The organism is Amycolatopsis sp. TNS106 (genome assembly GCF_019330265.1).
GTDB classification, from domain to species: domain Bacteria; phylum Actinomycetota; class Actinomycetes; order Mycobacteriales; family Pseudonocardiaceae; genus Amycolatopsis; species Amycolatopsis lurida.
Map to the genome: position 1 here is coordinate 4,605,333 of NZ_CP024972.1, position 22,898 is coordinate 4,628,230.

At 68.7% G+C, this 22,898-nt stretch carries 20 protein-coding genes; 13 read left to right on the forward strand and 7 right to left on the reverse strand.

Annotated elements, in window-relative coordinates; genetic code table 11:
- Nucleotides 1–165: 165 nt before the first annotated feature.
- From CVV72_RS20710 to CVV72_RS20730, 5 genes are read left to right on the forward strand one after another with little or no spacing between them, the layout of a single operon-like run.
- Entirely contained in the window at nt 166–975 is an 810-nt protein-coding gene (locus tag CVV72_RS20710; RefSeq protein WP_219145382.1) for an ABC transporter ATP-binding protein, read from the forward strand.
- Nucleotides 972–1,748: an ABC transporter ATP-binding protein gene (locus CVV72_RS20715; RefSeq protein ID WP_219145383.1), complete on the forward strand. Its 777-nt coding sequence runs from the start codon at nt 972–974 to the stop codon at nt 1,746–1,748. Before CVV72_RS20710 ends, CVV72_RS20715 begins: the two co-directional genes overlap by 4 nt.
- On the forward strand, nt 1,745–2,623 hold the full coding sequence (locus tag CVV72_RS20720; protein WP_219145384.1) for a branched-chain amino acid ABC transporter permease: 879 nt from the start codon (nt 1,745–1,747) through the stop codon (nt 2,621–2,623). Before CVV72_RS20715 ends, CVV72_RS20720 begins: the two co-directional genes overlap by 4 nt.
- Nucleotides 2,616–3,773: a branched-chain amino acid ABC transporter permease gene (locus CVV72_RS20725; RefSeq protein WP_219145385.1), complete on the forward strand. Its 1,158-nt coding sequence runs from the start codon at nt 2,616–2,618 to the stop codon at nt 3,771–3,773. The genes CVV72_RS20720 and CVV72_RS20725 overlap by 8 nt, the downstream gene beginning before the upstream one ends.
- Nucleotides 3,770–5,020, forward strand: coding sequence for an ABC transporter substrate-binding protein (locus CVV72_RS20730; protein ID WP_192746071.1), 1,251 nt, complete (start codon nt 3,770–3,772; stop codon nt 5,018–5,020). The genes CVV72_RS20725 and CVV72_RS20730 overlap by 4 nt, the downstream gene beginning before the upstream one ends.
- Here the strand turns inward: CVV72_RS20730 and CVV72_RS20735 are convergent.
- Nucleotides 4,962–6,020: a Glu/Leu/Phe/Val dehydrogenase dimerization domain-containing protein gene (locus tag CVV72_RS20735; protein WP_219145386.1), complete on the reverse strand. Its 1,059-nt coding sequence runs from the start codon at nt 6,018–6,020 to the stop codon at nt 4,962–4,964. The two genes, CVV72_RS20730 and CVV72_RS20735, sit on opposite strands and share 59 nt — an antisense overlap.
- A gap of 111 nt (nt 6,021–6,131) precedes the next feature.
- Here CVV72_RS20735 and CVV72_RS20740 point away from each other — a divergent pair, with 111 nt between their 5' ends.
- The 3 genes from CVV72_RS20740 (at nt 6,132) to CVV72_RS20750 (ending at nt 7,628) form a co-directional block, all read left to right on the forward strand.
- Nucleotides 6,132–6,611 (forward strand): Lrp/AsnC family transcriptional regulator, encoded by a 480-nt coding sequence (locus tag CVV72_RS20740; protein WP_219145387.1) that lies wholly within the window; start codon nt 6,132–6,134, stop codon nt 6,609–6,611.
- Between the two features lie 116 nt (nt 6,612–6,727).
- On the forward strand, nt 6,728–6,997 hold the full coding sequence (locus CVV72_RS20745; RefSeq protein ID WP_034313021.1) for a hypothetical protein: 270 nt from the start codon (nt 6,728–6,730) through the stop codon (nt 6,995–6,997).
- Nucleotides 6,998–7,037: 40 nt separating this feature from the next.
- The gene (locus CVV72_RS20750; protein WP_219145388.1) at nt 7,038–7,628 is read left to right on the forward strand and encodes a GNAT family N-acetyltransferase; all 591 of its coding nucleotides are present in this window, start codon (nt 7,038–7,040) and stop codon (nt 7,626–7,628) included.
- Nucleotides 7,629–7,708: 80 nt separating this feature from the next.
- Here the strand turns inward: CVV72_RS20750 and CVV72_RS20755 are convergent, their stop codons facing one another.
- Nucleotides 7,709–8,338 carry a YigZ family protein gene (locus CVV72_RS20755; protein ID WP_219145389.1) on the reverse strand — a complete coding sequence of 210 codons (630 nt, stop codon included), beginning with the start codon at nt 8,336–8,338 and terminating at the stop codon, nt 7,709–7,711.
- A gap of 551 nt (nt 8,339–8,889) precedes the next feature.
- Here CVV72_RS20755 and gltB point away from each other — a divergent pair.
- The 4 genes from gltB to CVV72_RS20775 all read left to right on the forward strand — a co-directional run bounded on the left by gltB (nt 8,890) and on the right by CVV72_RS20775 (nt 17,674).
- Complete coding sequence (gltB, locus tag CVV72_RS20760; RefSeq protein ID WP_219145390.1) at nt 8,890–13,428, forward strand: glutamate synthase large subunit; 4,539 nt, start codon at nt 8,890–8,892, stop codon at nt 13,426–13,428.
- Between the two features lie 65 nt (nt 13,429–13,493).
- Nucleotides 13,494–14,945, forward strand: coding sequence for a glutamate synthase subunit beta (locus tag CVV72_RS20765; RefSeq protein WP_219145391.1), 1,452 nt, complete (start codon nt 13,494–13,496; stop codon nt 14,943–14,945).
- Between the two features lie 261 nt (nt 14,946–15,206).
- The gene (locus CVV72_RS20770) at nt 15,207–16,619 is read left to right on the forward strand and encodes a Dyp-type peroxidase (RefSeq protein WP_219145392.1); all 1,413 of its coding nucleotides are present in this window, start codon (nt 15,207–15,209) and stop codon (nt 16,617–16,619) included.
- A 269-nt stretch (nt 16,620–16,888) separates the two neighbouring features.
- Nucleotides 16,889–17,674, forward strand: coding sequence for a DeoR/GlpR family DNA-binding transcription regulator (locus CVV72_RS20775; protein WP_219145393.1), 786 nt, complete (start codon nt 16,889–16,891; stop codon nt 17,672–17,674).
- A 161-nt stretch (nt 17,675–17,835) separates the two neighbouring features.
- On the opposite strand, the gene CVV72_RS20780 is transcribed toward CVV72_RS20775, so the two are convergent.
- From CVV72_RS20780 to CVV72_RS20800, 5 genes are all read right to left on the reverse strand, one after another.
- Nucleotides 17,836–18,729 (reverse strand): ROK family protein, encoded by an 894-nt coding sequence (locus CVV72_RS20780; protein WP_219154039.1) that lies wholly within the window; start codon nt 18,727–18,729, stop codon nt 17,836–17,838.
- 71 nt (nt 18,730–18,800) lie between these two features.
- A complete protein-coding gene (locus CVV72_RS20785; RefSeq protein ID WP_219145394.1) occupies nt 18,801–19,430 on the reverse strand; it encodes a response regulator transcription factor in 630 nt (209 codons plus the stop codon).
- The gene (locus tag CVV72_RS20790) at nt 19,427–20,710 is read right to left on the reverse strand and encodes a sensor histidine kinase (protein ID WP_219145395.1); all 1,284 of its coding nucleotides are present in this window, start codon (nt 20,708–20,710) and stop codon (nt 19,427–19,429) included. The genes CVV72_RS20785 and CVV72_RS20790 overlap by 4 nt, the downstream gene beginning before the upstream one ends.
- Nucleotides 20,711–20,713: 3 nt before the next feature.
- Complete coding sequence (locus CVV72_RS20795; RefSeq protein ID WP_219145396.1) at nt 20,714–21,454, reverse strand: ABC transporter permease; 741 nt, start codon at nt 21,452–21,454, stop codon at nt 20,714–20,716.
- A gap of 10 nt (nt 21,455–21,464) precedes the next feature.
- On the reverse strand, nt 21,465–22,373 hold the full coding sequence (locus CVV72_RS20800) for an ABC transporter ATP-binding protein (protein ID WP_219145397.1): 909 nt from the start codon (nt 22,371–22,373) through the stop codon (nt 21,465–21,467).
- A 313-nt stretch (nt 22,374–22,686) separates the two neighbouring features.
- On the opposite strand from CVV72_RS20800, the gene CVV72_RS20805 reads away from it, so the two are divergent.
- Complete coding sequence (locus CVV72_RS20805) at nt 22,687–22,893, forward strand: CbtB-domain containing protein (protein WP_034312940.1); 207 nt, start codon at nt 22,687–22,689, stop codon at nt 22,891–22,893.
- Nucleotides 22,894–22,898 lie beyond the last annotated feature (5 nt).

Here is a 22,898-nt window from a genome sequence, read left to right on the forward strand (position 1 = left end):
CGGTAGTTCGACGCCGAACTACCGCAACCAGATGACGAATTGCGGGGGCGCTGTGTCCGTTTTGTAGCCGTCTGGGTCTCCAGGTGGGGGTAACGCGGCGGAGGGTGCCCACGCAGGATGACCGCCACCGATCGTGACTCGGGTCACACGGATGGAGGAGGCGGCTTGCTGAGTGTCCGTGATCTTCAAGTGCGGTACGGCCGATCGGTGGCCGCATTGCACGGGGTCGACCTCGACGTTTCACCTGATGGAGTGCTGGCCGTCCTCGGCAGCAACGGTGCCGGGAAATCGACTCTGCTGCGCACGGTCTCCGGCACGCTGCGTATGCACCGCGGCTCGGTTTCCGCCGGCGAGGTGCGCTACGACGGCAAACCACTGACCAAACTGGACCCCGCCCGCATCGTCGGTCTCGGTGTGGTCGGCGTCCCCGAGGGCCGCCAGGTCTTCGCGCGGATGACGGTCGAGGAGAACCTGCGCGCGGGCGGGATCGGCGCCCGCTCACCCGAGCAGCGCGCCGCCGCGCGCAAACGCGTCGACGAACTCTTCCCGGTCCTGTCCGAACGGGCCAAACAGCGAGCGGGCCTGCTCTCCGGCGGCGAGCAGCAGATGCTCGCGATCGGCCGCGCGCTGATGTCCGGGCCGCGGCTCCTGCTGCTCGACGAACCCTCGCTCGGGCTCGCGCCGAAGATCGTCGAGCGGATCGGCGACATCATCCGCGAGATCCACGAGCAGGGCACCGCCGTGGTACTGGTCGAGCAGAACGCCGTGATGGCGTTGCGCGTCGCCGATCACGCGATCGTCCTGGAGGTGGGCCGGGTCGCGCTCGCCGGGACGACGGCCGAACTCGCGGCGAGCGAGGAGGTCCAGCGGCTCTACCTCGGCGGCCACGCCGAATCGCAGGCCACCGCCGAGGCCGAAGCCGCCGACGCCCGCAAGCAACTCGCGGGCCGGAGCCTGTCGAGGTGGGCCGGATGACGCCGCCCGAGCTGCACGTCGAGAACGTGACCCTGCGCTTCGGCGGGATCAGGGCGCTCGACGACGTCTCCTTCACCGTCGGCTCCGGCTCGCTGCACGCGCTCATCGGGCCGAACGGCGCCGGGAAGTCCAGCTGCTTCAACGTGATCAGCGGGCTCTACCGGGCGAACACCGGCCGCGTCCGGCTCGGCGACGCCGTCCTTTCCGGACTCCCGCCGCACCGGCTGGCGGGCCTCGGCGTCGGCCGGTCGTTCCAGAACGCCGCCCTCTCCCCCGGCTCGACCGTGCTCGACAACGTCATGCTCGGACGGCACGCGCTCACCAAGGGCGGCTTCCTCGCCTGCGGGCTCCGGCTGCCGTGGACGGTCCGCGCCGAACGGCGGCATTCCGCGCGGGTCAAGGAGATCTGCGACTTCCTCGGCATCGGCGCGCTGGTGGATCTCCCGGTCGGCGCGCTGCCCTACGGCGCCGTGAAACGGGTCGACCTCGCCCGCGCGCTCGCCGTCGAACCGGTCCTGCTGCTGCTCGACGAACCCGCGGCGGGCATGAACGCCACCGAGACCGCCGAACTGGCCGGGACGATCCGCGACGTCCGTGACGAGCTCGGCATCTCGATCCTGCTCGTGGAACACGACATGGGGCTGGTGATGGGCATCGCGGACCGGGTCACCGTCCTGGACTTCGGCAGGCGGATCGCCGACGGCACCCCGGCCGAGGTCCAGTCGGATCCGGACGTGATCAGGGCATATCTCGGCACGGAGGCCACGGCGTGAACACTTTCCTGCAACTCGTGGTGAACGGACTCGGCAAGGGCGCGGTGTTCGCGTTGCTGGCGCTGGGTTTCGTGATCATCTTCAAGGCCACCGAGGTGGTCAATTTCGCGCACGGCTCGCTCGTGCTCTTCGGCGGCTATCTGGTCGTCGTGACGCGCGAATCGCTCGGCTGGGCGGGCGCCTCGCTGGTCGGCATCGTCTCGGCCGGTCTGCTTGCCCTTCTGCTGGAAAGATTCCTGCTGTCCCGCTCGCGGCACGCGGACGCGAACAGCCTGGCGTTGCTGACGATCGGCGTCGACGTGATCATCACCGAGGAGATCGTGCGACGGCTCGGCGTCACGCTGCCGTTCCTCGGTGACGCCTGGGACGCGCAGCCGTTCCAGCTCGGCGGGATCACCCTGTTCCGCACGCATCTGGTGGCGCTGCTCGTCGCCGCCGTGCTGATCACCGCGTTCACGGTGGCGTTCAAGTATTCGAACTGGGGCGTCGCGATGCGGGCGCAGGCCGAGAACCGCGAAGCCGCCGCGCTGATGGGGATCCGCAGTTCCCGGGTGACGGCGACCGCGTGGGTGGTCGCCGGCGTGCTCGCCGGAGTCGCGGTGCTCTTCATCGCCACGCAGGACTTCTCCGGCGCGGGACTCTCCCGCGGCACGCACTCCATCGCGCTCGCGGCGTTCCCCGCGGCCATCCTCGGCGGGCTGGACTCGACGGCGGGCGCGGTGGTGGGCGGCCTGGTCGTCGGACTGGTCGAGGCGCTTTCGGCGCAGTACGTGTCGTTCGATTTCTCCAAGAGCGCGGTCTTCCTGGTGATGCTCGTGGTCCTGGTGGTGCGGCCGTCGGGGTTGTTCGGGACAAGGGAGAGCACCCGTGTCTGACACCGCCGTGAAAGCCCCTCCCGCCGCCCCGACGGCACCGCCCCCGAAACGCGATCGGGGACGGCTGCTCAAGGCGCTGGCCTGGATCGCGCTGCTCGTCGTCCTGCTCGCGATCCCGTTGTACCTCGACGCCGCCTGGCTGAAAGCCGGGCAGTACATGATGATCGGCGGGGTCGGCGCGATCGGGCTGACGATGCTGGTCGGGCAGGCCGGGCAGTTGTCCCTGGCGCACGCGTTCTTCCTCCTGGCGGGCGCGACCGGGTACACCGTCCTTTCCGGACCGGTCGACGACGAGCGCGTGTTCGGGCTCGGCCTCGACCCCGGTCTGTCGCTGGTCGGCGCCGTGGTCATCGCCGCGCTGCTCGGCTTGGCGTTCGCGCCGGTATCCGGACGGCTGCGCGGGATCTACCTCGGTGTCGCGTCGCTTTCGCTGGTGTTCCTCGGGCTCTACTTCGGACAGTCGGCCGAGACACTGACCGGCGGGACATCGACCGGGCGCAGTCCCGAACCGTTCTCGCTGTTCGGTTTCCAGTTCACCAACGGCGGCCCGGAGATCGAGCTGATGGGCGTGCCGATCCGGCAGGCGGAACGGCTCTGGTACCTGTTCCTGCTGCTGACCGTGCTCGCTTTCGTGGTCGCCAGGGCGGCGGTGCGCAGCCGGGTCGGCCGGTCGTGGCGCGCGGTGCGGGACAACGAGGCCGCGGCGTCCGTGATGGGCGTCAGCGTCACGCGCGCCAAGGCCGGCGCGTTCGCCGTCTCGTCGGCGTACGCGGGGCTCGCGGGCGCGATGACCGTGCTGTGGTTCGACATCCTCAAACCCGACGAGAGCGAATTCGGCACGTACGGCATCAACATCTCCATCGCCTTCCTGGCCATGGTGATCATCGGGGGACTCGGCTCGGTGCCCGGCGCGCTGGTGGGCGCGCTGATCGTCAACGGGCTGCCGCAGGTGCTTTCGCTGTACTCCGCCGATCTCGGCTGGTTCTCCGGAACCGGCGACGGCGCACTGACCCCGATCCTGGTCAGCTCGTTCGTCTACGGCGCCGCGATCATCCTCGTGGTGCTCTTCGAACCGGGCGGGCTCGCCGCGATCGGCAGACGGATCACCCCCGCCAAGAAACCTCATCTCCCGGAGGAGCAAGACAAATGAAGCGCACATATCCGGCCGTCGCACTGGCGGCGGTCCTCGCCCTCTCGGCGTGCAGCACGAAGGCGGGCGACTCGGGGTCCTCGGGGGCGGACGGTTCGGGCGTCAAGACCGACAAAGGAGTGACGGCGTCGGAGATCACCCTCGGCGTGATGACCGACAAGACCGGGGTGTTCAAGAACCTCGGGCTCGGCATCACCCAGGGGAACGAGTTGTGGGCCAAGGACTTCAACGCCGCGGGCGGCGCCTGCGGCCGTCAGGTCAAACTGGAGACCGTCGACCACGGCTACAAGGCGGACACGGCGAAGACGCTGTATCCGCAGATCGAGCCGAAGGTCCTCGGCTTCGTGCAGTTGCTCGGCTCGCCCGTGGTGGCCGCGCTGAAGCAGAACATAGCGTCGGACAAGACCGTCGCGGCGCCCGCGTCGTGGTCTTCGGAACTGCTCGACAACCAGTACGTGATGATCGTCGGGACGACGTACGACCTGGAGATCATCGACGGGCTGTCGTACTTCCAGGAACAGGGCCTCGTGAAGGACGGCGACACGATCGGGCACGTCTACATCGACGGCGAGTACGGCAAGAACGGCCTGCGCGGCTCGCAGTTCTACGCGAAGAAGCACAATCTGACGGTCAAGGAGGTCAAGGTGACCTCCACGGACAACGATCTCACCAACATCGTCACCGGGCTCAAGGGCGACGGCGTCAAGGCCATCGTCCTGACCACCACGCCCGCCCAGACCGGTTCGGCCCTCGCGGCGAACAAGGCGCTCGGCCTGAACGTCCCTGTGCTCGGCAACAACCCGGTGTTCGACCCGGTACTGCTGAAGAGCCCGGCGGCGAACGCGCTGGACAAGCTGACGATCGTCGCCAGCAGCGTGCCGTTCTCCGCCGACATCCCCAAGGCCAAGGACGTCGCGACGAAGTACAAGGCGGCGTACAAGGAGACCCCGAACGGCGGGATCCCCTACGGCTACGCGGTCGGCGAGGTCTGGGGCACGGTGCTCAAGAAGGCCTGCGAGAACAAGGACCTCACCCGGGACGGCATCGCCGCGGCGCTGAAGCAGACGACGTCGGCGAGCACGGGCGACCTGGTGGCGGCGCTGGACTTCTCGAAGGCGGGCACCCCGGCGACACGCCAGGTGTACGCGGCGACACCGGACGCGTCGGCCGAGGGCGGGGTCCGCTACGTCAAGCCGCTGTTCGAGGCTCCCGAGGCGAAAGAGTACGTGGCTCCGCACCAGAAGTGAGTCTCGCTTCGGCGAGCGCGTCCGCTTCGGCCAACGGCGTGGTGCCGTTGGCCGAAGCGGCGTCGAGAATCCTTCGCGTGGTGTCCTCCAGGGTTTCGACGCGGGCGATCGCCTGTTCGTGTGTGAGGTTTCGGGCTTCCCTGCCGAGCGTGTAGACCACTCCCCCGGCGCTCGCGACGAAATCGGGGATCCACAGGATTCCCCTGGCGGCGAGGTTCGCCGCCACTGTCTCCTCGGTGAGCTGGTTGTTGGCCGGTCCGACGACCAGCGGCGCGTTGACCTCGGTTCCCGGACCGAACACGCCGCCGACCGCGGCCGGGATCAGGACGTCGGCCTCGATGCCGAGCACTTTCTCCGGCTGGACCAGGGGCAGGCCTTGTTCGCGGGCCGCGGCAAGGCGTCGTTCGTCCACATCGGACACGACGACCTCGGCGCCCTGCCCGGCCAGTCCCGCGGCCAGGTGGGCCCCGACCGAGCCGTATCCGCTGATGACCACCTTGCGGCCCTGCATCCCGTCGTCACCGAAGACGGCCCGCGCGCCCGCGCGCAAGGCGGCGAGCACGCCGACGGCGGTCGGCCCGCTCGACGAGCCGGTCCCGCCGTGCTCCTCGGGGAGGCAGAACACGTGCGGGGTCCGCTCGCGTAGCACGAGCATGTCCGCCGGGCCGGTCCCGACGTCGGGACCGGCGAAATACGCGCCGTCGAGTGACGCGATGAGGTCGGCGTGGTCGAGCAGGATCTCGCGCCGCTGCTCGGCGGTCGGCACGGCGTCGAGGGCGACGACGCTCTTGCCTCCGCCGAAGTCCAGGCCCGCGACCGCGCATTTGCGCGTCATCGCCGCGGACAGCCGCAGCACGTCGTCGATCGCGTCGTGGAGACGCGGATAGACCTTGAACCGGCAGCCGCCGACGGCCGGGCCGAGCGTGCTCGAATGCACGGCCACCATCGTGGTCACTCCGGACCGTCGTCCCCTCCGGACGACCAACTCCTGTACGGACATCTCGCTTCCTCCCACGCAATTAGTCGGCTGATTGCGCTGAAGCTAGGCTGAATCCCAAGATTGAAGAGATTCTGCCGAACGTTATTCGGCAGACCAAGCGAAGGAGCGGACGTGGACGAACTTGATTCGGCGATCATCCGGGAGCTCCAGGCGGATGCGCGGCAGTCGAACCGCGACATCGCCCGGAAGGTCGGCGTCGCGCCGTCGACCTGTCTGGAACGGACCCGGCTGTTGCGGGAGCGCGGCGTCATCCGCGGGTATCACGCCGACATCGACCTGCGCAGCCTCAACCGCGGCGTCCAGGCGATGGTCTCGGCGCAGGTGCGGCCCTTGAGCCGGGAGGTGATCGACTCGTTCCAGCGTTCGGTCGCGGAATTGCCGGAAGTCCTTTCGGTCTTCGTCACCGCCGGCAGCGACGATTTCCTGATCCACGTCGCCGCACAGGACGTCGATCAGCTCCACGCGTTCCTGGTGGATCGCTTGGCGAAGCGCAAGGAGATCATCGGCTTCCGCAGCTCGATCATTTTCCGGCATCTGCGCAAGACCGAACTGGAACCGCTTCAGCCTCGAATACCCGGTGATACCCCTTAGTGGGCGACTCGCCGCCCTTCGGTCCGCCCGAAATCCCGGATTCCGCAGCCAAGGAGACGGAAACTGTCGGGGGTATGGGTTTGACTGTTCAGTGCGGGACGGAAAGGAGGCACGCCATGGACCTTCGGACGGACCTCAACCATCGTGAGCGGGCCACCCTGAGAGCCGTGGCCGAGGGCCACGCCGAGATCAGCTGCAGCCGCGAGCCGGACCTGTTCGTCGACGGGCTCGCCTGCTGCGACCAGCACACCGCGCATCGCCTCGCGCACCTCGGGCTGGTGGCGCCTGCCAGAGACGGCCGGTGGGGCGAGCGCGTTCCCGCCCTGCTCACCGAGGCCGGGGCGGCGGCGCTGGACGACCTCGCGGGCCCCGGAGCGGCCGCGTAATCCGGTTGCCAGGGCGTCTCGCCGGCGCCACGCTTTGCCGATGCGTGTCTTTCTGGAGACCGAGCGGCTCCTGCTGCGACAGTTCACCGGCGCCGACGTCGACGACCTGTTCGCGCTCTACGACGACCCCGAAGTCATGCGTTATCTCAATGGGGGCGAACCCGCCGACCGGACGGAGATCGAAAACCACGACCTTCCCGCCTTTCTCGGTTACTACGAGCGTTTCCCCGGTTACGGATTCTGGGCCGCGATCGAGAAAACGAGCGGGGCTTTCCTGGGCTGGTTCCATTTCCGCCCGTTGCGTGATCACCATACGGATGATCCGGAACTGGGTTACCGGCTGAACCGGGCGTCCTGGGGCAAGGGGTACGCGACCGAGGGGTCGCTGGCGATCCTGGATAAGGGGTTCACCGAATTCGGGGCCCGGCGGATCTGGGCGGCGACCATGGCGGTGAACCTGGGGTCCCGGCGGGTCATGGAGAAGATCGGGATGCGGCACGTCCGGACCTATCACGAGCACTTCGACAACCCGATCCCCGGCACCGAGGAGGGCGAGGTCGAGTACGCCATCACCCTGGAGGAGTGGCGGACCCGCAACTCACGTGATCGGACACGTAACTCGCGTGATTGAAGGCGTAACTCACGTGATCAGGCGAGTTACGCCTTCAAGCACGCGAGTTACGGCTCTGATCACGCGAGTGACGCGTCTGGTCACGAGGTGGGCAGCCAGGTTTCGCCGATCTCCTCGGCGAGGGCCTCCCCGCCGGTGAGGTCGGCGAGCCAGGCGTGGAACGCGGGACCCTGGTCCGGCGCGAGCCCGACGTCGAAGTGCGCGACGTCTTCGAAGCGGGTCGCGTGCAGGAGGTACGGCGACGAGCGGATGTCGTTCTCCAGCCGTCCGGCCCGGTCGTAGTCGACGACGACCTCCACCAGCCGCAGCCGCCGGTACTCCCGGACGCCGATGACGTCGACGGCCTCCGAGACGGCCTGTCCGTACGCGCGGATCAGGCCGCCGGCCCCGAGCAGCACCCCGCCGAAGTAACGGGTCACCACCGCGACGGTGTCGGTCAGCTCCCGGCGGCGGAGCACCTCGAGCATCGGGATGCCCGCCGTACCCGCGGGCTCGCCGTCGTCACTGGAACGCTGAGCGCGTCCCTCGGCGCCCAACACGAACGCGTGACAGTGGTGCCGAGCCGCCGGATCGGCCTTCTTCCTGGCGGCGATCACCTCACGGGCGGCCTCTTCCGAGGTGACCGGGGCGAGCGCGCAGAGGAAGCGCGACCGCCGGATTTCGATCTCGTGGACCCCGGTGCCCGCCACGGTGAGATAACGATCCGCCATCGGCCAAGCCTCTCAAACCGGCCAGGGCACTCTGCCGTTCGGGCGATTCGGTGGTCACCCCGGGTCACCGCAACACCGGCGAAACCCACTCCACTGCGCGACCCAGGTCACACTTTCGGACTAGGTGAGCGATCGTTTACGCTGGTCAGCCCGCCGATGCACCACTCAGTGGACGTCTCATTCCAGCCAGTGGGCAGATGATGTTTGAAGTCAACGCCCGCGTGGCATTTCCCACCCCGACCAAGCGACGTATGTCGATAACAGCGATTTCACACTATCGTCATAAGACCGGCGAACCCGGGAGTAACACGTGTACCCGTCAGCCGCCCACCACAGTGGCCAGACGGCACCCACGTGCACAGCAGTACCGATATGCGCATCGGCCGCCCAGTGCAGTGCGGCTCTACGAGGCCTGCCCCCGGTTCCGCGGGCGGGATCGTTCCCTCTCGACTGACCATCGCGGTCCCGGACCACTCCGTTAACCGGTTCACTCACGAACCACCCGAACGGAGTGGTACCGGTCGCGCCGACGCCTTGGGAGGCGGCCAGCCGTGACCCACCATGCCAGCTACAAGGGCAGCAAGGCCCCCGAAGGCCTGTACGACCCGGAGTTCGAGCACGACGCCTGCGGTGTCGCGTTCGTCGCCGATCTCTCCGGTAAACGCGATCACGGCATCGTCGCCAAAGCGCTGATCGCGCTGCGGAACCTGGAACATCGCGGGGCCCGCGGCGCCGACCCGGAGACCGGCGACGGCGCCGGGATCCTCATCCAGGTCCCCGACGAGTTCTATCGCGAGGTCGCCGGGTTCGAACTCCCCGCGCCCGGCGCGTACGCCGTCGGCACGGCTTTCCTTCCGCAGGACGAAAACGCCCGCGGCCGGGCGATGACGACCATCGAACGCATCGCCGCCGAAGAGGGCATGCGCGTCCTCGGCTGGCGCGACCTTCCCGTCCACACGGAACACGTCGGCACCGGCGCGGCCGAGACCATGCCGTACTTCAGCCAGCTGTTCCTGGCGGGGAACGACGCGCTGGAGGGCCTGGCGCTGGAACGCGCCGCCTTCGTCGTGCGCAAACGCGCCGAGCACGCGCTCGTCGAGGAAGACGTGTACTTCCCGAGCCTGTCCTCGCGGACGATCGTCTACAAAGGAATGCTCACCGAGCCGCAGGTCGAGAAGTTCTTCGCCGACCTCACCGACGAGCGCGTCACGAGCGCCATCGGTCTGGTGCACTCCCGCTTCTCCACCAACACCTTCCCGTCGTGGCCGCTGGCGCACCCGTACCGGTACGTCGCCCACAACGGTGAGATCAACACCCTGCGCGGCAACCGGAACTGGATGGACGCGCGTGAGGCGCTCCTCGAATCCGACCTGATCCCAGGTGACCTCAAGCGGATCTACCCGATCATCACCCGCGGCGCGAGCGACTCGGCGTCCTTCGACGAGGTGCTGGAGCTGCTCCACCTCGGCGGCCGTCCGCTGCCCCACGCGGTGCTGATGATGATCCCGGAGGCCTGGGAGAACCATCAGGAGATGGACCCCGCGCGCCGCGCGTTCTACGAGTTCCACTCGACGCTGATGGAACCGTGGGACGGCCCGGCGCTGGTGTCCTTCACCGACGGCACCCAGATCGGCGCGGTGCTCGACCGCAACGGCCTCCGCCCCGCCCGGTATTGGGTCACCGAAGACGGCCTCGTCGTCCTCGCCAGCGAGGTCGGCGTGCTGGAGCTGGAGCAGTCCACGATCGTCCGGAAAGGACGGTTGGAGCCCGGCCGCATGTTCCTCGTGGACACGGCCGCGGGCCGGATCGTCGAGGACGAGGAGATCAAGGACCGCCTCGCCACCGAGCACCCGTACGACGAATGGGTCGAGGACGGGCTGCTCCCCCTCGACGGGCTTCCCGAGCGGGAGCGCGAGATCCCGCCGCACGCCGCGCTCGTGCGCCGTCAGCAGGCTTTCGGCTACACCGAAGAGGAACTCGACGTCCTGCTCCAGCCGATGGCCCGCACCGGCGCGGAGCCGATCGGCTCGATGGGCAACGACTCCCCCATCGCGTCGCTGTCCAGCCGCCCGCGGCTGCTCTTCGACTACTTCATCCAGCTCTTCGCCCAGGTGACCAACCCGCCGCTGGACGCGATCCGCGAGGAACTGGTCACCTCGCTGGGCACCCAGCTGGGCGCGGAGCCGAACCTCCTGCAGGCCGACGCCAAGTCGTGCCGCCGGATCGTCCTGCCGTTCCCGGTGCTGGACAACGACGAGTTCGCGAAGCTGGTGCACGTCAACGACGACGGCGATCTGCCGGAGTTCCAGGCGGTCACCGTGCACGGCATCTACGACGTCCACGGCGGTGGCGAGGCGCTCGTGCGACGCCTCGACGAGATCCGGGCCGAGGTGTCCGCGGCCATCGCCGAGGGCGCGCGGCTGATCGTGCTGTCCGACCGCGGCATCGACGAGGACCACGCGGGTATCCCTTCGCTCCTGCTCACCGGCGCGGTGCACCATCACCTGGTGCGAGAGAAGACCCGCACGCAGGTCGGCCTCATCGTCGAGGCGGGCGACGCGCGCGAGGTGCACCACATCGCGCTGCTGATCGGCTACGGCGTCGCGGCGGTGAACCCGTATCTGGCGATGGCGACCGTCGAGGAGATGGCCGACCAGGGCCTGATCCCCGGTGTCACCGCGAAGCAGGCGACCGCGAACCTGATCAAGGCGCTGGGCAAGGGCGTCCGCAAGACGATGTCGAAAATGGGAGTGTCCACAGTGGCCTCCTACACCGGCGCGCAGATCTTCGAAGCGGTCGGGCTCGGCGACGAGGTCATCCAGAACTGCTTCACCGGCACCACTTCCCGGCTCGGCGGCGTCGGCTTCGACACGCTCGCGCTGGAAGTCGCCGAGCGGCACCGCCGGGCGTTCCCGCGCGACGGGTTCCGCGCGAACCACCGCGAGCTGGAGACCGGCTCGGACTACCAGTGGCGCCGCGAAGGCGAACCGCATCTGTTCAACCCGCAGACGGTGTTCAAGCTGCAGCACTCCACCCGTGCCGGGAAGTACGAGGTCTTCAAGGAGTACACGAAGGCCGTCGACGACCAGGCGCAAAAGCTGTACACACTGCGCGGGCTGTTCGACTTCAAGATCGGGCAGCGGCCCGCCGTGCCGATCGAGGAGGTCGAGCCGGTCTCCGAGATCGTCAAGCGGTTCGCCACCGGTGCGATCTCCTACGGTTCGATTTCGGCGGAGATGCACGAAACCCTGGCCATCGCGATGAACCGGCTCGGCGGCAAGTCGAACACCGGTGAGGGCGGCGAGGATCCGGAGCGGCTCTACGACCCCGAGCGGCGCAGCGCGGTCAAGCAGGTCGCGAGCGGCCGGTTCGGCGTCACGAGCGAGTACCTGGTCAACGCCGACGACATCCAGATCAAGATGGCGCAGGGCGCGAAGCCCGGCGAGGGCGGCCAGCTGCCCGGCGCGAAGGTGTACCCGTGGATCGCGAAGACGCGGCACTCCACGGCGGGTGTCGGGCTGATCTCGCCGCCGCCGCACCACGACATCTACTCGATCGAGGATCTCGCCCAGCTGATCCACGACCTCAAGAACGCCAACCCGGCCGCGCGGATCCATGTGAAGCTCGTGTCCGAGGTCGGCGTCGGCACGGTCGCGGCCGGTGTGTCCAAGGCGCACGCGGACGTCGTGCTCATCTCCGGGCACGACGGCGGCACGGGCGCTTCCCCGCTGTCGTCGATCAAGCACGCGGGCGGCCCGTGGGAACTCGGGCTCGCCGAGACGCAGCAGACGCTGCTGGCCAACCGGCTGCGCGACCGCATCGTCGTGCAGACCGACGGCCAGCTCAAGACCGGCCGTGACGTCGTCATCGCCGCGCTGCTCGGTGCCGAGGAGTTCGGTTTCGCGACCGCGCCGCTGGTGGTGTCCGGCTGCATCATGATGCGGGTGTGTCACCTCGACACCTGCCCGGTCGGCGTCGCGACGCAGAACCCCAAGCTGCGCGAGAAGTTCAGCGGCAAGGCGGAGTACGTGGTGAACTTCTTCGAGTTCATCGCCCAGGAGGTCCGGGAGTACCTGGCGGAGCTGGGTTTCCGGTCCATCGCCGAGGCCGTCGGCCACGCGGAGATGCTCGACAAGCGCAAGGCGATCGATCACTGGAAGGCCGCCGGGCTCGACCTGTCGCCGATCTTCCACGTGCCCGACATGGCCCCTGCCGGGTTGCGGCACCAGCAGACGGTGCAGGACCACGGGCTGGAGAAGGCGCTCGACAACACGCTGATCCAGCTCGCGGAGGGCGCGCTGTCGTCCGGGGACAAGGTGCGGCTGGAACTGCCGGTCCGCAACGTGAACCGGACCGTCGGCACCATGCTCGGCCACGAGCTCACCAAGCGGTGGGGCGGCGAAGGCCTGCCGGACAACACGATCGACGTGACTTTCACCGGGACCGCCGGTCAGTCGTTCGGCGCGTTCGTGCCCAAGGGCATCACCCTGCGGCTCTACGGCGACGGCAACGACTACGTCGGCAAGGGTCTCTCTGGTGGACGGCTCATCGTCCGGCCGCCGAAGGTGGCGCGGTACAACGCCGAAGAGCACATCATCGCGGGCAACGTGATCGGCTACGGCGCGACCAGCGGCGAGATCTTCATCCGCGGCAAGGTCGGCGAGCGGTTCTGCGTGCGCAACTCGGGCGCGCTGGCCGTCGTCGAAGGCGTCGGCGACCACGGCTGCGAGTACATGACCGGTGGCCGGGTCGTCGTGCTCGGCGGCGTGGGCCGCAACTTCGCGGCCGGTATGTCGGGCGGCGTCGCCTACGTGCTGGACCTGCCCGCGCACCGGATCAACCCGGAGATGGTCGACGTCGACCCGCTGGACTCGTCCGATGTGGACTTCCTGCGCGAGGCGCTCGAAAAGCATTACGACGAAACGGAGTCCGCGGTCGCGCGTGCGCTGCTCGCCGACTGGGACGCCGCCGTCGACCGGTTCGGCAAGGTCATGCCGAAGGACTACAAGCGCGTGCTCGCGGCGCAGGCTGAGGCCGAGCGCGACGGGCGTGACGTGAACGAGGCGATCATGGAGGCAGCTCATGGCTGATAATCGCGAAGCCGGCTATGAGTGCCGACTGGGTGCGGGTATCCCGCAAGACACGGAGGCCGCACATGGCTGACCCCAAGGGCTTTCTGACCACCACTCGCGAGACGCCCAAGAGCCGTCCCGTCGACCTGCGCCTGATGGACTGGCGCGAGGTGTACGAGGACTTCGCGACGTCGAAGCTGCAGAAGCAGGCCGGCCGCTGCATGGACTGCGGCATCCCGTTCTGTCACCAGGGCTGCCCGCTCGGGAACCTCATTCCCGAGTGGAACACGCTGACCTGGCGTGACGATTGGCGCGACGCGGCAGAGCGGCTGCACGCGACCAACAATTTCCCGGAGTTCACCGGGACCCTCTGCCCGGCGCCGTGCGAGACGGCGTGTGTGCTCGGGATCAACGACGATCCCGTCACCATCAAGCGGGTCGAGATCTCGATCATCGACCGGGCCTTCGAAGAAGGCTGGGTCACACCGGAGATGCCGGTCGTCAAGACCGGCAAGAAGGTGGCGGTGGTCGGGTCCGGCCCGTCGGGACTCGCCGCGGCGCAGCAGCTCACGCGCGCGGGCCACAGCGTCGTGGTCTTCGAGCGGGCCGACAAGATCGGCGGGCTGCTGCGCTACGGCATCCCCGAATTCAAGATGGAGAAGCACCGCCTCGACCGGCGCCTCGACCAGATGCGGGCCGAGGGCACGGAGTTCCGGACTTCGGTGAACGTCGGCGTCGACCTCACCGTCGAGGAACTCAAGGCGTCCTACGACGCCGTGGTCCTCGCCGGCGGCGCGACCGCGTGGCGCGACCTGCCGATCCCCGGCCGCGAGCACCAGGGCATCCACCAGGCGATGGAGTTCCTGCCGCACGCCAACCGGGTCGCCGCCGGTGAGCTGGACGTCTCGCCGATCAGCGCCGAGGGCCTCGACGTCGTGGTCATCGGCGGTGGCGACACCGGCGCGGACTGCGTCGGGACCTCGCACCGCCAGGGCGCGAAGTCGGTGACGCAGCTGGAGATCATGCCGAAGCCGCCGCTTTCGCGGTCGGACGCGCATCCGTGGCCGACGTACCCGATGATCTACCGCGTCTCGTCCGCGCACGAAGAGGGCGGCGAGCGGCTGTACTCGGTCAACACCCAGGAGTTCCTGGCCGATGCCGACGGGCGCGTGCGCGCGCTGAAGCTGGTCGAGGTGCGCAACGAGGGCGGCAAGTTCGTCCCGGTTCCCGGAACGGAACGCGAACTGCCCGCGCAGCTGGTGCTGCTCGCGATGGGCTTCGTCGGCCCGGAGCGGGAAGGCCTGCTGGAGTCGCTCGACGTCGAACTGGACCAGCGCGGCAACGTCGCCCGCGACAAGTCCTTCAAGACCAGCGTCGACAACGTGTTCGTGGCGGGCGACATGGGCCGCGGCCAGTCGCTCATCGTGTGGGCGATCGCCGAAGGCCGCTCCGCCGCGGCCGGGGTGGACGCGTTCCTCACCGGGCGGGACGTGCTGCCCGCCCCGATCGCGCCGACCGACCGGCCCCTCACCTAGGCACCTTGAGCGCGTGAAGGCCCCCTTCCCTCGGCTGAGCCGAGGGAAGGGGGCCTTCACGCGCTTTTGCCCGACTAAACGCGGGGTGTGATCGAAGCATTGGTCCTTTCGAGTGAAAGAACCGCCGAAAGAGTGTACTTGCGGGTGATGACACCGAGCTTTCGGTATCGGTTGTATCAAGGGGTAAGACCCGCACGGCGTCGACCGGCACAGACCTGCCGGGGCCGCCGGACGGGTTTCTCAAGGAGGGGGTTCCTTGCCATGTCCGTCGATCTGACCATGCCTTTGGAATGGAAGACCGCGACCGGCGGCGCCGCGAAGATGCTCGAAGAACTACAGCCGAACATCCTCAAAGCACACGCTCGCGACCATTTTTCCGCACTGTTCCTCCGATTTTCGGAGGCCACGGACGCGATGAAGTTCCTCGCGTCGCTCGTCCCGCTGATGAAGTCCGCGAAGACCCACCTGACCGAGGTCGAGCGCTTCAAGGCCGAGGGGGTGAAGGGGACGCCCTACGTCGGCACCGGGTTGACGGCGGCGGGCTATCGGTTCCTGAAGATCGAGGTGCCACAAGACCCATCTTTCCGTCGCGGCATGCGCGCGCAGGAGACCCGCGAGAAGCTGAACGACCCTCCGCGCTCCACGTTCGACGGGGGATACCACGACGAGATCCACGCGGTCGTCATCGTCGGTGACGCCGAGGACGCTCCGATGACCGCGCGCCGGAACCGGGTGCTGGCACTGATTCCGCCGACGGTTTCCGTCGTCGCCGAGGAAACCGGATTCGGGCGGGTGAACGCCAATGGTGATGGAATCGAGCATTTCGGCTACGTCGACGGCCGGAGCCAGCCGTTGTTCCTGATCGAGGACATCCACGCCGAAAAGACGGAAACGGATGGGATCAGCGTCTGGGACCCGACCGCGCCGCTGAACCAGGTACTCGTCCCGGATCACGCCGCTCCCGATCCCGGAGTACATTTCGGCAGCTACTTCGTTTTCCGCAAATTGGAACAGAATGTGCGGCGATTCAAGCAGTCGGAGGAGGTTCTGGCGGATCAATTGGGGCTTGTCGGCGAGGACCGGGAACGGGCTGGCGCGATGATCGTCGGCCGTTTCGAAGACGGCACCCCGCTGACCGCGCAACGGGAAGAGGGCGCGGAAAGTCCGGTACCGAACAACTTCGACTACGGAAGTGACGCCGCCGGCGCCAAATGCCCCTTCCAGGCCCACATCCGGAAGACGAACCCGCGCGGCAGCGGAGGCGCGGAACAGCCACCGCAGGAACGCCTGCACCTGATGGCGCGGCGGGGCGTGCCCTACGGCGAACGAGCCGACGACCCGAACGCCGATCTGCCGCCGTCGGCCCGGCCGAGCGGCGGCGTCGGCCTGCTGTTCATGGCGTTCAATTCGGTACTGGACAACCAGTTCGAGTTCACCCAGGCGAACTGGTCGAACAACGCGGGGTTCCCGATCCCGCCCGTCGGGGTCAAACCGCCGGGCCTCGACCCGGTCATCGGCCAGGGCCCGCGACCGGAATCCGTCTACACCGCGGAATGGGCGGGCACGCGCACGGCGACCGCGGATCCGATCCCGCAGGCGGTGACGCTGAAGGGCGGCGACTACTTCTTCATGCCGTCGCTCGCCTTCCTGCGCGGGCTCGACGGAAAGGGCTGATCGGCGGCGAATACCCGCTGAACGTCACCGTAACGGGCGTAAATCCGATATCGATCCGGAGGCAGCGGAGATAGCCTGCGAAACGGGCCGGTCCTGGGCGTGCCGGCCACTGGGCGGACGCCGGTCACACTGGGGGTGACCGGCGCCCGCCCCTTTCGCTCTTTCCCTCCCGCTGTCCCGAAACTGCCGCTTCTCGCCGCCCGTATCGCGACGCGTAGTACTTTGTCCGGTGCGGTAAGCGACATCGGGCTTCGGGGAGGGAGCTGGAGATGAATCGGCATGAACGACTCACGGCTTTATTGGACATGGTGGGAGAGCGGGAAAAAGTCGACGTCGAGGTTTCGGCGGGCGAACTCGGTGTCTCCCCCGCGACGATCCGCCGGGACCTCGATCACCTGGCGGGCCGCAATCTCGTGGTCCGCACCCGCGGCGGCGCCGTCGCGAGCAACATCGCCTACGACCTTCCGTTGCGGCACAAGGCGGCGCGCAACGCGCCCGAACAGCAACGGATTTCCGCCGCCGCGGCCAGAATGGTCGACCCCGGCATGGTGGTGGGCCTGAACGGCGGCACCACGAGCACCGAAGTCGGCCGTGCGCTCGCGACCCGGCCGGACATGGGCGAGCCGACCGGAGGTCCGTCGCTCACCGTGGTGACGAACGCGCTCAACATCGCCCATGAACTGGCCGTGCGCCCCAATATCAAGATCGTGGTGACCGGCGGGGTCGCGCGGCAGCAGTCGTTCGACCTGTCCGGGCCGCTGTCACACCTGTTCCTCGACCAGATCTCGCTGGATCTGGTGTTCCTCGGGGTGGACGCCTTCGACCCGGTGCACGGCGCGCAGGCGCATCACGAAGGGGACGCGAGCACGAACCGGCTGATGGCGGCCCGCGCCCGTCAGGTCGTCGTGCTCGCCGACAGCGGGAAACTCGGCGGTCACGCCTTCGCGAAGATCTGCGCGACCACCGACGTCGACGTTCTCGTCACAGATGGCCGCGCGGATCCGGAGCGGGTGCACGCCTTCGAGGAGGAAGGCGTGCGCGTGGTCAAGGCTTGAGCCGATCGGCGAAGCGGGAGGGGATCCGCGATCAGAACCGAACACGTGAACCCGCCTCGGCCGAAGGCCCCGCTATCGCGGTGGCAGGACGCCCTGACCGCCATCGGCAGGTGGCTGACCAGGCAGCGTCCTGCGACGTCGATCGCGGACGCGGGTCACCATCAGACACTGAGCCGGTCCAGCGCCAGCAGCGCCGCGCCGAGCCTGCCGGCCTCGTCGCCGAGCTGCGCGATCCGCAGTTCGGGCATCCGCTGGAACTGCAGGTTCGCCGCCAGCCACGCGCGTACGGGGTCGAGGACGTAGTCGCCCGCGGTGAACAGGCCGCCGCCGAGGACGACGACTTCGGGCGCCAACAGCGTGACCAGGGTCTTGATGCCGTGGCCGAGCCCTTCGAGCGCGTCGTTGACCACGGAGATCGCGGCCTCGTCGCCGTGCCGGGCGGCGTCGACCACCTGCTCGGCGCCGTCCGCGGGCCGTCCGGTGTGCTCGCTGTAGCGGCGGGCGATGGCCGACGCGGAGGAGATCGCCTCGAGACATCCCGTCGCGCCGCACCCGCACGGCAGCCGGTGGCCGACGTCGATATGCCCAATCTCGCCGCCTTGCCCGCCCGCGGCGTACAGCCTTCCGTCGAGCTGGAGCGCGGCCGCGATCCCGGTGCCGACCGGGATGAAGGCGGCGTCGGTGCAGCCCTTGCCCGCGCCGACGCGGAACTCCGCGAGCCCGCCGGCGCGGACGTCGTGCCCGAACGCGAACGGCAGCCCCAGCCTGCGGTCGAGCATCTCGCCGAACGGCACGTTCCGGAAGTCGAGGTTCGCCGAGAACCGGGCCACTCGCCCGACTTCGTCGACGATGCCGGGGATGACCACGCCGACGGCGTCCGGCGTCCCGGTCCCCGCCTGCTTGCCCAGCGTTTCCACGATCCGCGCGACCTGGTCCGCGAGCGCCTCGCCGTCCGCTCCGCGCGCCGTCGGCTCGCGCAGGCTGGCGAGGTCTTTCAGGTCCGCGTCGTACAGGGCCGCCTTGATGGACGTTCCGCCGACATCGAGTGCCGCCACCGCAGGTGTCATAGCTGGATTTTGGCATGCGCCCCGCCGCGGACCGCAAGGATTCCGTCGTCACCGCACCGTCAGCCGCGCGGGGTCAGGTACCCCTGGGAGAACGCCGTGGCCACGGCCGCCGCCCGGTCGTTGACGCCGAGTTTCGCGTACACGTGCAGTAGGTGGGTCTTCACCGTCGCTTCGCTGATGAACAGCCTCTTCGCGGCCTCCCGGTTCGTGGAACCCTGAGCGATCAGTTCGAGGACTTCCAGTTCACGCTGTGAGAGCGGGCCTGAGGTCGGCTGCCGCATCTGCCCCATCAACCGGGTCGCGACGGCGGGAGAAAGCATCGCCTTTCCCTGGGCGGCCGCCTCCACCGCGCGGAACAGTTCGTCCCTCGGCGCGTCCTTCAGCAGGTAGCCGGTGGCGCCGGCCTGGATGGCAGGCAGCACGTCGCTGTCCGTGTCGTACGTGGTGAGCACGAGGATCCGCGAAGTCACCCCGCGTTTCGCCAGCTCTTCGATGGCTGTGACGCCGTCGATCCGGGGCATCCGCAGATCCATGAGGATCACGTCGGGGCGGAGCTTCACCCCCGCGGTGATGGCCTCCTCCCCGTCCCCGGCCTCACCGAGGACGTCGAAGCGCGGGTCGGCGCTGAACATGCCGCGCAGCCCGTCCCGCACCACGGGATGGTCGTCGACTATCAGCAGCGAGATCACCGCTCGGCTCCGGCCGGAATCGCGGGCACGGACGCCGAGATCGCGGTGCCCCCGCCCGGCTCCGACTCGATGTCGAGACGGCCGGCGAGGCGCTGCACGCGCTGCCGCATACCGGCGAGCCCGAACCCGCCGTCGGCGGAACCGCTGGCGCGCTGGGCGGTGGGCTCGAAGCCCACGCCGTCGTCACGCACGTCGAGCGTCACCAGATCCTCCATGTACGACAGGGTTATGCCGACTCGGCCCGCCTTCGCGTGCTTGGCCACGTTGGCCAGTGCTTCTTGCGCGGCCCGGAGCAACGTCACCTCGACATCGGCGTGCATCGGCCGAGGGTCGCCGGTGGTGGTCAGCACCGCCTCGACGCGGTTCACCTCCGACCAGCGCCTGGTCACGTCGCCGATCGCGTCCTGGAGCCTGCCCTCGGCGAGCGGCTCCGGCTGCACCGCATGCACCGTCCGGCGGGCCTCGGTCAGGCTTTCCCTCGCGAGGTTCATCGCGTTCGTCACGTGCCGGTGCAGCACCGCGGGCGCGTCCAGGGTCTGCTCGGCGGCCTGGAGCTGGGTGAGGATGCCTGCCAGGCCTTGGGCCAGGGTGTCGTGGATATCCCTGGCGATCCGCTGCCGCTCGTCGAGCACCCCGGCCTCCCTGGCCTGGACCAGCAGCTGGGCGTGCAGGCCGGCGTTCTCCTCCAGCGCCGCCTCCAGCCTGGTGTTCGCCTCGTGCAACTCGGCGAGCGCCTGCTTCTGCTTGAGGTTGCGCTGGTCCGACTGCTCGGCGATCCGGGAGAAGGCCCCGGCCAGCACGGTGATGATCACGCTGAGCGCCGCCCACGCCGCCCACATGTTCTCGTCCTGGATCCCGGCCAGCCCGCCCAGGTACGCCACCGCCGAGATCACGGACGTGGCGGCGACCCCGACGTACCGCCAGCGGCCTTTCAGGTAATGGAACGCCTGGGGGTAGCCGATGAAGGCGAAGAGGCCGTACCACGGCGCGACCGCGACCAGGCAGGCCGTCAGCACCATCAAGCCCGTGTAGTACAGGCCCATCAGCGGGCCGTTCCGGTGCCATTCCGGATGAAGCGTGTGGAACCAGAAGGTCCAGACCAGGATTCCGGCCGAAAGCGTGAGCACCGCCGGCAGGTGCACCGGCACCCGCCAGATCGGCAGCAGCACCGAGATGAGCACGCCGATCGCCAGCAGGACGTACGGAAGGACGTTGAAGACCTTCGTCTCGACCCGTTCCCAGCGGTCGAACTCCGCACGCAGCTCCGCTTCGATGCCCACGTCTCACTCCCAGCGGAAGTACCGGGCGGCCAGCCCGCCTGCCACGATCGTCCACCCCAGCAAGACCGCCACCTGCAGTGGTTGCGGCCAGTGACCGGCGGCGGCGTCCTGCAATGATTGCACGCCCGCACCCAGCGGAGTGAAGTCGCTGATCGTCCGGAGGACGTCGTTCATCTCGGCGCGCGGCACCCAGAGACCGGCGAAGAACACGATCGGGAAGAACAGCAGGGTCCCGATCGCGCCCGCGCTCTTGCCGGTCGGCGCGACGGAGGCGACGAGCAAGCCGATCGCGAACATCGCCAGCGCCGTCAGCAGATAGGCGAGCAGATACGCGAAGAACTGCCGGGGCAGTCCCACGTCGTACATCACCCTGCCGATGGCCAGCACCACCAGCATCGTCGCCGCGGACATGATCGTGGACATCAGCAGCTGCGCGCCGAGCATGACGTGCGGTTCGACCGGGGTGGTCCGCAGGCGCCGCAGCACCCCTTTCTCCCGGTAGGTGGCGAGCAGCTGGGACACGCTGTTGAGCGCGAACATGGCGAGGCCCATCGCGACGATGATCGGCAGGTACAGGGTGATCGCCCTGGCACCGCCGAGGTCCGCGCTGGGTTCCCGCAGCGCGGGGAACGCGCCGAGGACGACGAGCAGGAGCGGTGGGAACGCGAGCACGAAGAACACGAGCATCGGCTCGCGGAAGAAGAGTTTGGTCTCGGCGACGGTGAGCCGGGCGAGGGCGGACATGGTGTTCTCCTCAGGAATCGATGGTGCGGCCGGTGAGCGCGACGAACGCGTCGTCCAGCGACGCCTGCTCGACCCGCAGCCCCGCCGCGGTGACCTGGTTGCGGGCGAGTACGGTGGTGACGGCGAGCAGCAGGTTCCCGGTGCCGGTCACGACGAGCTGGTCGCCCGCGCGGTCGACCGAGGTGACCTCGGGCAGTGCGGTCAGCACGGAGTGGTCCAGCGGGGCGGACGGACGGAACCGGATGCGTTGCCGGTCGTCGACGCCGGCGACCAGCCCGGCCGGGGTGTCGAGCGCGACGACGCGGCCGGAGTCGATCACCGCGAGCCGGTCGCACAGTCGTTCGGCTTCCTCCATGAAATGCGTGACCAGCAGGATCGTGACGCCGCGATCGCGGACGCGCTCGATCAGGCCCCACGCGTCACGGCGAGCCTGCGGGTCCAGGCCGGTGGTGAGCTCGTCGAGCACCGCCACCTTCGGGTTGCCGATCAGCGCGAGCGCGATCGACAGCCGTTGCTTCTGCCCGCCGGACAACCTGCGGAACTGGGTGTCGATCTTGTCGGTCAGGTCGAGGAGGCCGAGTAGTTCCCGCCAGTCGGCCGGCTCACGGTAGAAGGAGCGGTACAGCTCCATCGCCTCGCCGACCTTGAGCTTGTCCGGCAACTCGCTTTCCTGCAGCTGCGCGCCGAGCAGCTGCCGCAGCTCGCCCGTTTCGCGTCGCGGGTCGATCCCGCAGACCCGGATGGTCCCGCCGTCCGGGACGCGCAGCCCCTCGACACATTCGACCGTCGTGGTCTTGCCTGCCCCGTTGGGGCCCAGAATGCCGAAGATCTCGCCTTGTTCGACGGCGAAACCGACCCCGTCCACCGCGGTGTGGTCGCCGTAGCGTTTGACGAGGTCTTCCACCTCGATGATTGCCATACGAAGACCATGCCGCGCGACGGCGGTCCGCCGAATCAACCGCGTGGCCACGACTGAGGTGGGCGACGGTGGATCCCCCATCAACCGATCGGTGGATGCCCGTGGGGTCACGAGCCTGCGCCGATCGGGTTCCGTCACATTGACCGGACGCTTCGTGGCGACCTACGCTCGACCGGCCAGACGACGGCACCCGGAACGCGGTGAGAATCCGCGCGGTCGCGCCACTGTGACCCCGAGCCATCGGGGAAGCCAGACCCGGAGCCGTCGTGACACCCCTGAAGAGGCCGCGCTAGCCCGAGGAGGTCCCACCGCCATGTCCGAAGCGGTAGCCGCAGTACCCGTCCCCGTCCGGATCCCCGTCCGCGAGATCCTGCCCTGGGCGGTGCTCGTCATCCTCCTTTCGCTGATCACGCTGTACTTCGTCAGCGCCGAGCAGGGCGCGGTGTCGGTGTTCGCGAACTCGTACGTCCACGAGTTCGTCCACGACGGCCGGCACCTGCTGGCCTTCCCGTGCCACTAGGCGGC

Excerpts from the sequence above, each read along its gene's own strand:
- CVV72_RS20770 (WP_219145392.1), top strand. The coding sequence starts at position 15,207 with ATGTCCGTCGATCTGACCATGCCTTTGGAATGGAAGACCGCGACCGGC.
- CVV72_RS20775 (WP_219145393.1), top strand. The coding sequence starts at position 16,889 with ATGAATCGGCATGAACGACTCACGGCTTTATTGGACATGGTGGGAGAG.
- CVV72_RS20755 (WP_219145389.1), bottom strand. The coding sequence starts at position 8,338 with ATGGCGGATCGTTATCTCACCGTGGCGGGCACCGGGGTCCACGAGATC.
- CVV72_RS20800 (WP_219145397.1), bottom strand. The coding sequence starts at position 22,373 with ATGGCAATCATCGAGGTGGAAGACCTCGTCAAACGCTACGGCGACCAC.
- CVV72_RS20730 (WP_192746071.1), top strand. The coding sequence starts at position 3,770 with ATGAAGCGCACATATCCGGCCGTCGCACTGGCGGCGGTCCTCGCCCTC.
- CVV72_RS20715 (WP_219145383.1), top strand. The coding sequence starts at position 972 with ATGACGCCGCCCGAGCTGCACGTCGAGAACGTGACCCTGCGCTTCGGC.
- CVV72_RS20750 (WP_219145388.1), top strand. The coding sequence starts at position 7,038 with ATGCGTGTCTTTCTGGAGACCGAGCGGCTCCTGCTGCGACAGTTCACC.
- CVV72_RS20735 (WP_219145386.1), bottom strand. The coding sequence starts at position 6,020 with ATGTCCGTACAGGAGTTGGTCGTCCGGAGGGGACGACGGTCCGGAGTG.
- CVV72_RS20745 (WP_034313021.1), top strand. The coding sequence starts at position 6,728 with ATGGACCTTCGGACGGACCTCAACCATCGTGAGCGGGCCACCCTGAGA.
- CVV72_RS20795 (WP_219145396.1), bottom strand. The coding sequence starts at position 21,454 with ATGTCCGCCCTCGCCCGGCTCACCGTCGCCGAGACCAAACTCTTCTTC.
- CVV72_RS20805 (WP_034312940.1), top strand. The coding sequence starts at position 22,687 with ATGTCCGAAGCGGTAGCCGCAGTACCCGTCCCCGTCCGGATCCCCGTC.
- CVV72_RS20765 (WP_219145391.1), top strand. The coding sequence starts at position 13,494 with ATGGCTGACCCCAAGGGCTTTCTGACCACCACTCGCGAGACGCCCAAG.